General features: G+C 56.1%; 10 protein-coding genes and 1 riboswitch. Of the genes, 2 read left to right on the plus strand and 8 right to left on the minus strand.

Features of this window, described 5'->3' with window-relative positions:
• The 8 genes from ccoP to HX899_RS12600 form a co-directional block, all read right to left on the minus strand.
• Positions 1-542, minus strand: a 542-nt coding sequence (gene ccoP, locus HX899_RS12565) for a cytochrome-c oxidase, cbb3-type subunit III (protein WP_181292587.1), incomplete at its 3' end; no start/stop codon positions are given.
• 1 nt (position 543) lies between these two features.
• Complete coding sequence (locus HX899_RS12570; protein WP_127431695.1) at positions 544-696, minus strand: cbb3-type cytochrome c oxidase subunit 3; 153 nt, start codon at positions 694-696, stop codon at positions 544-546.
• Positions 697-704: 8 nt separating this feature from the next.
• Positions 705-1,439, minus strand: coding sequence for a cytochrome-c oxidase, cbb3-type subunit II (gene ccoO, locus HX899_RS12575; RefSeq protein ID WP_127431696.1), 735 nt, complete (start codon positions 1,437-1,439; stop codon positions 705-707).
• Between the two features lie 8 nt (positions 1,440-1,447).
• The gene (ccoN, locus tag HX899_RS12580) at positions 1,448-3,070 is read right to left on the minus strand and encodes a cytochrome-c oxidase, cbb3-type subunit I (protein WP_127431697.1); all 1,623 of its coding nucleotides are present in this window, start codon (positions 3,068-3,070) and stop codon (positions 1,448-1,450) included.
• An 869-nt stretch (positions 3,071-3,939) separates the two neighbouring features.
• A complete protein-coding gene (locus HX899_RS12585) occupies positions 3,940-4,491 on the minus strand; it encodes a hypothetical protein (RefSeq protein ID WP_127431698.1) in 552 nt (183 codons plus the stop codon).
• A 129-nt stretch (positions 4,492-4,620) separates the two neighbouring features.
• Complete coding sequence (locus HX899_RS12590; protein ID WP_127431699.1) at positions 4,621-5,283, minus strand: transcriptional regulator; 663 nt, start codon at positions 5,281-5,283, stop codon at positions 4,621-4,623.
• Between the two features lie 561 nt (positions 5,284-5,844).
• Positions 5,845-6,828, minus strand: a complete 984-nt coding sequence (locus tag HX899_RS12595; protein WP_127431700.1) for an IS481 family transposase — start codon at positions 6,826-6,828, stop codon at positions 5,845-5,847.
• Positions 6,829-7,076: 248 nt separating this feature from the next.
• Positions 7,077-7,805 carry an AAA family ATPase gene (locus HX899_RS12600; RefSeq protein WP_244604875.1) on the minus strand — a complete coding sequence of 243 codons (729 nt, stop codon included), beginning with the start codon at positions 7,803-7,805 and terminating at the stop codon, positions 7,077-7,079.
• An 811-nt stretch (positions 7,806-8,616) separates the two neighbouring features.
• Here HX899_RS12600 and HX899_RS12605 point away from each other — a divergent pair.
• Positions 8,617-9,144 (plus strand): OsmC family protein, encoded by a 528-nt coding sequence (locus HX899_RS12605; RefSeq protein ID WP_127431702.1) that lies wholly within the window; start codon positions 8,617-8,619, stop codon positions 9,142-9,144.
• Positions 9,145-10,258: 1,114 nt separating this feature from the next.
• Positions 10,259-10,969: a hypothetical protein gene (locus tag HX899_RS12615; RefSeq protein ID WP_127431727.1), complete on the plus strand. Its 711-nt coding sequence runs from the start codon at positions 10,259-10,261 to the stop codon at positions 10,967-10,969.
• A 178-nt stretch (positions 10,970-11,147) separates the two neighbouring features.
• Positions 11,148-11,279: riboswitch (TPP riboswitch) on the plus strand.
• The last annotated feature ends 32 nt before the right edge of the window (positions 11,280-11,311 follow it).

An 11,311-nucleotide genomic window follows, 5' to 3' on the forward strand; every position in this document is an offset into this window, starting at 1 on the left:
TCCAGAACATCGGCAAAGGGCGGCATCTCGGAAGCATGAGTGTCCGTATCCTCGTCGAAGCGAATTCCATGCGCGATCGTCGCCTGGATGGCATCCAGGTCTCCACCCCACAGCCAATCGTTGTCGTTGAGGTTCGGAAATCCCGGGCCGCCGCTTGCTCCCGAGCCATGGCACGGCGCGCAGTTCACCTTGAATGCAGATGCGCCGCCGGCGACCGCGAATTCGCGAAGGGCAGAATCGGAATCGATCTCGTGCACCGTCTTGGCGGCGATCAGATCATGAAGCGTCGTCTGCGATGCCTTGGCCTGATCGAGGTTCTGCTGCAGCTCGGCGCGGCTGGAATAGCCCAGCATGCCCTTCGTAGCGTCGGTAATCATCGGGATCGCGGGATATGCGATCGTATAGCCCAAGGCCCAGACGATAGTGGCGTAGAAGGTCCACACCCACCAGCGCGGCATCGGATTGTTGAGTTCGCGGATGCCGTCCCATTCATGTCCGGTCGTTTCGACGCCGCTAAATTCATCGATATGTTTTTCCGACATCTCAATCATCCTTCAAGGGAATATCGGCGGCCTCTTTCGCCGTTTGGTTGCTGCCTGGGCGAAGAGTGAACACAATCGCACCGATGAAGAATGCCGCCATTGCCAGGAGCCCCCAGCTGTCGGCAAATTGTCTCATTGCAGTGTAGGTTTCCATGGATCACCTCATCGGTAACCGGTCGCGTCGTCGTAGGTCGAGAAATCGACCAACGTTCCGAGCATCTGCAGGTAGGACACCAGGGCATCCATTTCGGTCAGCGCGGCAGGATCGCCGTCGAAATCGCCGGTCTTCGCCTTCGGATAGCGGGCAAGCAGGGCCGTCGTATCTGCGTTCGGATCGGCTTGGGCCATCATGTCGGCCTCCGCGTTCGCCAGCATCTCGTCGTTATAAGGCACGCCCACGTCCTCGTTGGCCTTCAGGTCCATTCCGACGTCCTTGACCGTCACCCTCTGCTCTTTGAGGAAGGCGTAACTCGGCATGATCGACTCCGGCACCACTGCCCGAGGATAGGCGAGATGCTGGACATGCCATTCGTTGGAGTAGCGCGCGCCGACACGGGCCAGATCCGGCCCGGTTCGTTTGGATCCCCACTGGAAAGGATGGTCGTACATCGACTCGGCCGCGAGCGAGTAATGGCCGTAGCGTTCGACCTCGTCGCGGAAGGGCCTGATCATCTGGCTGTGGCAGAGGTAGCAGCCTTCGCGGATGTAGATGTTTCGTCCGGCCAGCTCGAGCGGCGTATACGGCCGCATGCCTTCCACCTTTTCAATCGTGTTCTGCAGGTAGAACAGCGGTGCGATTTCGACGATGCCGCCGATGCTCACGACGAGCAGCGAGCCGACGAGAAGAAGCGTCGCGTTCTTCTCGAGGATCTGATGTTTATCAAGTATCGATGCCATATCTCACCTCATTCGGCAGGCTGTGCTTGGGGCACGAAAGTGGTTGGGATTGCAGCTTCGTCGCGCACGTGGCCGCGGATCGTCATGAACACGTTCCAGGCCATGACGAGACCGCCCGCCAGGTAAAGCGTTCCGCCCACGGCGCGCAGCACGTAGTAGGGGAACATCGCCGCGACTGTCTCCGCGAAGGAATAGACGAGGAAGCCCTGGGAATTGTACTCGCGCCACATGAGCCCCTGCTGGATGCCGGCAACCCAAAGCACGGCGGCGTAGACAACGATCCCGAGGGTTGCGAGCCAGAAGTGCCAGTTGACCATCCGCAGGCTGTAGAGACGCTCGCGTCCCCATAGCTTCGGCGTCAGGTAGTAGATCGCCCCGAAGGTGATCATACCCACCCAGCCGAGAGCGCCGGAATGCACGTGGCCGATCGTCCATTCGGTATAGTGGCTGAGCGAATTGACGGTTTTCACCGACATCATCGGGCCTTCGAAGGTCGACATGCCATAAAAGGCAATGGCGACGATCATCATCCGGATGATGGGATCGGTGCGGATCTTGTCCCAGGCGCCCGAAAGGGTCATGAGGCCGTTGATCATGCCGCCCCAGGAGGGCATCCAGAGCATGATCGAGAAGACCATGCCGAGCGTCTGGGCCCAGTCGGGCAGTGCCGTGTAATGCAGATGATGCGGGCCGGCCCAGATGTACATGAAGATCAGCGCCCAGAAGTGGATGATCGAAAGCCGGTATGAATAGACCGGTCGGTTGGCCTGCTTCGGCACGAAATAATACATCATTCCCAGGAAGCCGGCGGTGAGGAAGAAGCCGACGGCGTTATGGCCGTACCACCATTGGGTCAGCGCGTCCTGGACACCCGAGAAGACAGAATAGCTCTTGGAGCCAAGGAACGAGGCCGGAACCGCCAGGTTGTTGACCACGTGCAGCATGGCGATGGTGATGATGAAGGCAAGGTAGAACCAGTTTGCCACATAGATGTGTGGCTCTTTGCGCTTCAGGATCGTTCCAAGATACACGGCGAGATAGGCTACCCAAACGATGGTCAGCCAGAGGTCGACGTACCACTCAGGTTCGGCATATTCACGGCCTTGAGTGATTCCAAGAACGTATCCGGTCGCAGCCATCACGATAAAAAGCTGGTAGCCCCAGAATACGAACCAAGCCAGGTTGCCGCCGAAAAGACGCGCGCGACAGGTGCGTTGCACGACGTAGAATGACGTCATGATGAGCGCATTGCCGCCAAAGGCGAAGATAACCGCCGACGTGTGCACGGGCCGCAGTCTTCCGAAATTGAGATAAGGGGCGATGTTGAGGTCAGGAAAGGCCAGTTGCAGCGCGATGATCACGCCAACCAGGAAGCCAACCACGCCCCAAAACACCGCGGCGATCAAGCCATACCGTATCACCTCGTCGAAATAGCCGGACTTATCGACGTTACGCTGTCGGCCTGCCGGCGAAAATTCAACCTTGCTGACCATCAGCACAGCCCCCATAACGAGGCAGAGGCAAAGTATGCCCATATGAACCGCAAAGAGATGATCATGCGCGAATGCGGCTAGTAGCAGCGCTAGAAACGCCGCGACCGCGATCACCATCGTTTCCGTTGTGTAATTCATGATGTCGTCCCCAGTACGCCGACGACCGCTTCGCGGCCGTCTTTCTCGCCAGGACTGTCATGAAGCCGCAAATTGCTCCTTGATCCACATCAACGAGAGGACAAAAAGACGGAACGACGCTGCGGTTATAAGTACAAAGGCTTTAATCCGCTGACACGCGCTGACTATTCCACCGTCAAGTCCACGTCCCGTCCATTGTTGCCCGTGGGCAAGCCCACTCGGAGAGCCGGCATACGGTTTCGACACGCTGAATGAAGGGTCGCTGGCCGTTGAAGGCCCAACAGGAGAGCCAAGAATTTTTTGCAAGCCTCGACCGGAATATGAGTGGTCGAATGCGACCCGAATTTTCGAATGCGGGAGCCATGTAGTTAGCCATGCGTCCACCTGAGCTCGAGCCTCGTCCTCCGATGACCTCAACTTTGATGTCGCTGTATTTCTTCTGCAGCGATCCCAGGCGAGCCAGCGCTCGCCCGCAGGGTCCGCAGGTAGTCGAAAAGAAGTCGAGGATGTATATCTTGCCGAACTGGAAGTTGGAAAGCGGTTCGCCGCGTAGCCAGTCCAGCGCTTCGATCGACGGAGCTGGAGAGCCAGCACCCAAAGTGTTTACCCCCGCTTCGTGCCAGAAATCATCGCGTTGTGACAGACATCAGGTCGAGCCGATTTGATTTCCGTCAATCTTGGGCCCGAAACATCAATAGCGACAAAAAACTAGACCGCGCCTAGCACACTCCTGAACCCCGCATCACAAATGATTGTCGGGTGAGATCGATGCCAAATCAGGATGACAACAAGGGCTTTATCCCCTCGTGATAGAGACCCTATCGGTAACAACCAACGTGCGGCAATGCGGGGTTGATTCTTCATTTCGATTAATATTCGAACCGCTCCAGCATCCTCCTCAACAGTGCATTCTGCATTTGAAGCTTGCGCGCCAACTGGTCTCGGAGAAGGCTGATCTCTTCATCAAGATTGATTGCATCGTCAGAAGCGGTAGAAACATTTGAAGACGGTCGAAGAACGACTGCACTCATTTTCGCCTTCTTGCGGCGCTTTCGCGTCGGACCTTCGCCAACACGAAAGACCCTAGGTGCGGCATGCGCGGCTGTATTAGCCTCATCGGACAAAGCCGGATCAGGCGCTTCCACGGGCCTCGCGCCATCGATATTTACGCGACCATCAACAGCGCTTGCCGTTTCTTCCGAATAAACCGGAACCGCTAGAACCGCTGCGGAATGACCGTGAGGAACTGGCTTTTTGTCAGCCGGACCGTCTGTGGCGTCCAATTCGTTATTGGCTGCTCTTTCAGTCGGCTTGGCGATAGCCAATACGTCCGGCTTCACGCCATCTGCCGAGCCGTGTTCTTGTCTCTGCTGGCGTCGCGGGGACACCAGCCGGGCAAGAAGTTTCCATGGAGACGCCATTTGTTTAACCTCGAATTCTACCCCGTGTGCAACTGCGAGAAAAAGCGTTGGCGGCAGAACGAACTGCCGCCATGATCTTGACTTCAACAAGCATGAGAATGCGGCCAGCGCTTGGCCGTCTGCTGCCGATCAACCGAGGTTGAGCCGCTTTCGTAGATCGGCATTTTCTGCACGGAGCTTCTCGGCCAGCAGCTTGCGCAGTCTCTGGTTTTCCTCTTCCAGCTGCAGAAGATCCGCAAACTCATCAACTGCAGCCACCGACGGTGCGGTCGCTGTCTGCACCGCCCTTGGAGCACGTTTGACAGGCGCACGTCTGGCACTTGTCGCACCTTCGTCAGACTTTGCTTTGCGTCCTCTCTTCTGCTTTCCGGCGGTGGCATTCGAAGCCGCTGCCGGTTGCACAGAAACGGCTACTGAAGCAGTTTCAGGCACTGCCTTCTTGGCGCGAGGTTTGCGCACTTTTTTCGGTACATCGGGCGCCGCGGCGGCCGGCGTGTCGGCATTGATCATCGTAGCGTTTTCATCGGCCATTGTGGTCTCCTGTAAAGCCGATGCATTTGTCTCCTGCCCGATCGGCAGTGTCAATAACGGTCCAGCCTGTTCTTCTCGGGCTACAAGCAACTCGCTGCTTCTTGCCTCAGGAATTAATGACATAAATGGCATTGCCTCGTCCTGCAGATCTTGAGCAACCGACTTGAGATCCGTGTCTCCCCAAATCGAGCTCGGTTTAGAGTTGAGTTTTCGCCGACCTGATTTGTACTCGACGGCAAAGCTGCGCTGTACTTTTTTCAATTTAAGAAGCCTCGGTGTCTCGGTAATTTTTCAGCGACGTCTTCAGCATCGCAACAAGCCTGCAAATAATCACTATCGCGCCGGCTGTGTCCACAACGGCCTGCGAATTTCACATGCTATCGCTCTTCAGCCCGAGTGACCTGATGCGCAGGTACAACACGATATCACGGGCCCTACGGGGTCCACTCAAATTGACGAAGTCATTTCTGCGGGAGTGGATGGCGGTTATGCGGCAGGGTTCCGCGGTGACGCGGCTGAGGCGGTTCATTTGTGAGATAAGGCGGTTGACGTGGCCGAGGGTATCAGTTTCTAAATTGCCGCCCAGGACAATCTCTCCGATACAATGGGTAACACGCCAGAGCAGAGGAGCAGGAGTTGCCAAACCCTTCGCGCAATCCACCGATGACAGAAGCACGACGATCGAGGGCCTAGACCACTTGGTTGCGTTGAGCGACTTTGTCCTCAATCTGTAGCACGGTAGCGGTGGATGGCGTTTGTTTGTCTTTAAGCCGGGGTGAGAGTGCTGCGACTCAACCGTATTTTGGAGACCGGAGTTGGATGTTAGCCCGGCATTTGATGGAGCGGATCGAGGGTAAAGCGTTCGGGCTGTGAAGCCCATGCCTTGCAGATGAACTCGTAGGGTGTGAGGCCCTTGAGGGTCTTGAGCCTGCGGCCAAAGTTATAAGCGGCGACGAAGTCGGCGAGGTGCTGACGAAGTTGATCGTGGCTTTCATAGTAGAAGCGTCTGACGGTGGCATCCTTGATGGTACGGTTCATCCGCTCGACTTGACCGTTGGTCCGCGGATGCTTCGGCTTGGTCGTGCGGTGCTCGATATCGCTGGTGGCGCAGGTGTATTCGAAGGCATGGGCCCGGAAGCGTTCGCCATTGGCGATCGCTTCTTTGATCAGCGGGACAGCCGAGCCGCCAGCGCCGGGTGTGGTGAACTGGATGCCGTTGTCGGTGAGCACGGTGTGGATCTTGTAGGGGACGGCCGCAATCAAGCGTAGGAGGAACTCGCGCGAGACGGCAGTGGTAGCCTTCTCGTGCAGTTCGACGAAGGCAAACTTCGAGGTGCGATCGATGGCGACAAACATGTGCAGCTTGCCCTGTTCGGTGCGCACCTCGCCAATGTCAATGTGGAAGTAGCCGATAGGGTAGCTCTTGAACTTCTTCTTCGACGGCTTGTCGCCATCGACATCCGGCAGGCGGCCGATGCCGTGACGCTGCAGGCAACGATGCAGCGAAGACCGCGTAAGATGCGGGATTGTCGGCTGCAGTGCATAGAGGCAGTCATCGAGCGGCAGCAGCGTGTACCTGCGAAAGGCAACGATAACGGCCTCCTCCTCGACGGAGAGCACCGTCGATCTCGGCTCTTTCGGGCCGGTCGGAAGGTCCGCAACCGAGGACCGCTTCCGCCACTTGGCGACGGTCTTCTGATTGATCCCGTAACGCTTCGAAAGCGTTCTCAGGCTCTCTTGACTATGTTGTATCGCTCGACGGACTGCCTCTGTCGTCGTGGCGCTCCCATGAAGAACCTGGCCCATAGCGCATCCCTTGATTCGGAAGACAAGGATGCCCCATCAAAGCCTGGGATCAAATATCTAGGTGATGAGAAATTGCGATTACGCTCGGACATTTCGATGAGCAGCGCACAGTGTAGGAACCGAGCTTTTTGGTTTCGCTAGGAATCAGACGTCACACTATCTAAACCGCGGCGGCTGCAAAGGGCAGATGGAGAAAACATCATCCTAAATTCGCCTGCGAATTGCCATGAACGTCGGGCCAAAAGTTCCTACCGGGGCATCGGCAGAGCCCAATCGCGATAGAGGCTATTCAGGGCAGTCGCAGTGTGGCACTCGACAGTTGGCAAGCCGAACTCCTGAAGAACCGTCGCATATCTGACGCCGCTGTTACGGCTCTTAAAGAGAATCCAATAAATCATCTCCCATTTGATGCTGTCTTTGGCACCTTCGAGATGTCCGGCGCGATCCGATTGATCGGCAAGGGTTCGCTTGAGATAGCGAAAAAAGCGTAGCCAGTGATTTGAAGTGATGGCGCGGGCTAATCGCTGCGGCATCAGGCGCGAGTAGCTGCCTTCGATAATCCACCGCTCTTCGTGGATTGCCGCATCATGAAGCGCGGCAAATTCTGCTTCCGGGCGCGACTGCCAATCCGTTCCGGGCAGATGGTGAAGTTGATCGAGATGCACGGCTGGAATACGGAGCTTTCTAGACAGGGCAACCGCCAAAGTCGACTTGCCTGCGTTTGAGGGGCCAATGATCGCGATGCGCTCGCCAAGAGAATCTAAAGGCAGTATAGGGACACCGCGCGGGAGATTGGCAGCGCTTTTATTGGCGGCAGGCAACGGAGCGGGCGCGAGAGCTCGTGTCGCCGGTCGCTCCTCACACGTCACCGAGGAGCTATGGAGATGGTTACGGCCGAGCGTTCGGTGGATGGCCAAACGTCGATCCTGAACAGGCTTTGCGCGAATACGCGATAGATCGACGGCGATGTTCGTCATCCGTTTCAAAGTTCATGGACCTGGGAATGGGTTGTTGGTGGCGGCTCGATCATAGCCGAGAGTGGCGACCTAGCTTACCGGTAGCAGGAAGTTGAGATCCGCTCGATTAGTAAATTCTACCAAGACCGGATATGAGAATGATGGCCAACAGTCAAGAGGGGTCGGTTTTTAAGGACCTGACTGTACCCCGATGGAGAGCATCTTCCATTTGGATCTCTCGCGCTTAGAGCGGGAGGTTCCAGCACGCGTCTATTCGAGCAATCTTGTTCAGGGCGCTTACCTCCTAGGTAACAAAGGACCAAATCGTTGGAAATAGGTGCCCGTTCTAATACGAGGCTTGATGGTCACCGTATGCCGCCGCCCTCTCCATCGCGGTAGTGATCGAGGCAGATTGCGACACGACATGTCCGCACCCTTACAAAACACCCTCGGTATAGCGACAATAAACATCTGCAATGTCGCAGGGTTACCGGCTCAACCTGATTGGCATGAGAAGTGCTCAGAGTAAGCGGGGCCCTACAGTCCAAGTCCGATTGGGAGCTTAAACGACTATGCACATCGTGGTCTGTATCAAACAGGTGCCGGACATTGAGGCCTGATATCGTCTTGATCGGGAAGCGGACAATTGACGGCGACACAGCCCCCGTCGGACGCGGAATCGCAAAGAGGCTGAACCTCCAGCAACTGTCTTACCTAGCAAAGATTGTTTTCATTGATCCCATTTCTCGCGAGCTCGTGGTTGAGCGGCGCGCGCAACGTGGCGCTTTGGCCATCTCGGCATCGGTCTCCACAACAGGAATATTAGCAAGCCATGGCAACTTTGAATGAGTATCTCCGACAGAAGCACGAAGCACTACTCGATTGGCGGGCGCGCGTCAGAAAGGGGGATCTGAGTGCGGTCACACTTGAGGCCAGTGCAAGCGCTGAAGGCCGCAGCGGCGTGCGACGTATCCGAATTCGAGATTTCCAGGTCATTTCCGACAGCCCGCCCGAGTTCGCAGGCTATAATCTGGGTCCGTCGTCTCCAGAACTGCTGCTCGGTGCGCTTGCGAGCTGCCTGACCCATACTTTTCTGATCCACGCTTCCGATCAGGGCGTGCCGCTGGAATCGCTGCATGCGGAAGTCTCCGCCACGATCGATCCGCGTGCAGGTGCAGAAGGATATCAAGACGTTCCCGTCTATCCCCAGGACATCAACTACCTGGTCACACTAGTATCTCCCGCAAGTACCGCGGACGTCGCCAGACTGCGGGCGACCGTGGAAAAGCTCTGTCCAATCCTCAATCTCCTGAAGCGCGGAAACGAGGTGCGCGGGCAGTTGGATCACCAGCAACCCTGACCACTATATAGGGAGCGCCGACTGATGACCGTGTACGTCATGTGTCAGCACGTGTTCTCGACTTCGTCTCGTGTAGGAACCCGTCGAATGTCGCTTGCTGCATAAGTCCCCAAATTGGTATCGACTGAAGGATCAAATCATGCGCGGCATTCGAAATGCGCCTGCGGCACGGCGACAAAGGGTGCTCCGCTAGGGGCGACCTGGCGCGCCCATAGACTTGTATCGTCCGATGGCCATTTCGACCAGCGAACGTTTGCCGTGGCCTTCGGAGACCTGCATTCCATCCAGCCCCTTAAAGCCGTGAAATCAATATATGTATGTATATAAGCAATAATATATCCTACAGCTCACAGAAGTTTATAATGCAATTTGTATTTTTGCGGCGAAGAAAGGTATACTATAAAATATATCCGGCTCATCTGTTGCGTTGCTGATGGTTTTCATGAACTGTCCCAAATAAGAGCTGCGATAGCGCACCACAGGAATATCGTTTCCTATGAATGCTGAAAACTTGCCGGCGACATCATCGTCGGGAGGCTCGCACAAGGAGCACGATGACATGCACCACAAAAAGCAATCAGACAAGCACCCTGGCTACTCGCATCTGCGGTTGGCAACCATCGATGGCGCGTCGCTGCCTGGTCTGCAATTGTCAATCGACCGGCAGGAGGGCTCCCGGTCGACGAAGAAGACTTTTTTCCAACAATGGCTTCTGGATTTTGCTTTCGGTTGCGAGCTATTTTATCCGATCCAGCTATATGAACATCTCGCAACAAGCGAGGGCGAAGACAAAGGCGTTGAACCTTTGAGTGAGAGTTACGAATATAGAATTGGGAGAATTCGGGCCGGCCGCCAGGTTTCTCATTTGAAATCCACGTCTCTCGGGTTTCCAAATTCCAGAATGGAAGCGCCGGCTCAGTCGCCAACGCTTTCAAATTCGAAAGATGGTAAGAAAGTCTTCAGAAACCTGACCATCGTGCGGTACACGCGAGCCGCAGTTCAAACCCTGCTGCCGCTATCATATACGCGGACAACGGTCGCCCGTCGGCAAAAATCAAGGATATTTGACCCGCAAGGTTTGCCCAATTATACTACAGAAAGGATTTCATTCTCCATGTCATTATGTCCTGCGAAATGCATTCGCATCGCCGCACTTGCAGCGGCCGCCATCTTGCTGGGCACCCAGATCGCAGTTGCGCAAGAGCCTTCTATAGAATCTCAGTGGCTGAACACGCCGGCATCTCGAGTGGAAGCGCTTGCGATCCTCCAGACCTTGAATGCAAATCTCCTGAGTAACGCCAGTGCCACGTTTACCCTTGACCGCTGGTGCGCCGCGCATAAGCTCGCACCGGAAGGTTCAAAGATCGTAGCTCAGCGTGTGGGCGGGCAAGGCAAACCGGCCGATGAGCACATCCGTGATCTTCTGAGCGTCGGACCCGGTGAGTTGATCGCCTATCGCCGCGTCCGACTGGTCTGCGGCGAACGCGTCTTGTCCGAAGCCGACAACTGGTATGTACCTGCAAAATTAACTGCAGAGATGAATCAGGCGTTGAATACCAGCGATATCGCGTTTGGCAGAGCCGTTCAGGCTCTCAATTTCACTCGCACAAACCTGTCTGCCAAGTTGCTCTGGTCCCCTCTATCCGAAGGCTGGGACATGGACGGCTTAACAGCGCATGAAACAAGTTCCCCCGGCCTGCCGGCGTTCCTGCTCGAACATCGAGCCGTATTGAAACTTCCAGACGGCACGCCGTTTAGCGCCCTGGTCGAAAGCTACACGGAAAAAGTACTAGACTTTCCAGTTCCGCGTCTGCTTTCTCAATAGTGCTTCGGTATCTCGTGCATGCGACAAGGGCGCTTGTCTTGCGGAAGCGTGCCGGCCGGACGATTGCCCTTGTCCATCGTTTAACAGCGGCGACACGCACGATATCCTGTGTGTAACCTAACCCCGAGCCATCGCAGATTGTCGCTTGACAGTCCCCTCGGCAAGCCTCTACCCTTTTTGCATTCACCAGGGGGGTCCCGGCAAGGGGCTGAGATACTGCTGGACAATACGGCTTTGCCGATTGTGGCGCAGTGACCCGTTGAACCTGATCCAGTTCATACTGGCGTAGGGACGGTGCAAGCGCTCGAAGCAGTGGATTCACGCGCGGAATCCGTGCCGGCG

Origin of the sequence: Rhizobium sp. WYCCWR 11146, assembly GCF_013591995.1 — a bacterium.
Lineage (GTDB): Bacteria > Pseudomonadota > Alphaproteobacteria > Rhizobiales > Rhizobiaceae > Rhizobium > Rhizobium indicum.

Bases quoted from the DNA above. Each gene is read 5' to 3' on its own strand.
- HX899_RS12570 (WP_127431695.1), bottom strand. From the start codon at position 696: ATGGAAACCTACACTGCAATGAGACAATTTGCCGACAGCTGGGGGCTC.
- ccoO (WP_127431696.1), bottom strand. From the start codon at position 1,439: ATGGCATCGATACTTGATAAACATCAGATCCTCGAGAAGAACGCGACG.
- ccoN (WP_127431697.1), bottom strand. From the start codon at position 3,070: ATGAATTACACAACGGAAACGATGGTGATCGCGGTCGCGGCGTTTCTA.
- HX899_RS12585 (WP_127431698.1), bottom strand. From the start codon at position 4,491: ATGGCGTCTCCATGGAAACTTCTTGCCCGGCTGGTGTCCCCGCGACGC.
- HX899_RS12595 (WP_127431700.1), bottom strand. From the start codon at position 6,828: ATGGGCCAGGTTCTTCATGGGAGCGCCACGACGACAGAGGCAGTCCGT.
- HX899_RS12600 (WP_244604875.1), bottom strand. From the start codon at position 7,805: ATGACGAACATCGCCGTCGATCTATCGCGTATTCGCGCAAAGCCTGTT.
- HX899_RS12605 (WP_127431702.1), top strand. From the start codon at position 8,617: ATGGCAACTTTGAATGAGTATCTCCGACAGAAGCACGAAGCACTACTC.
- HX899_RS12615 (WP_127431727.1), top strand. From the start codon at position 10,259: ATGTCATTATGTCCTGCGAAATGCATTCGCATCGCCGCACTTGCAGCG.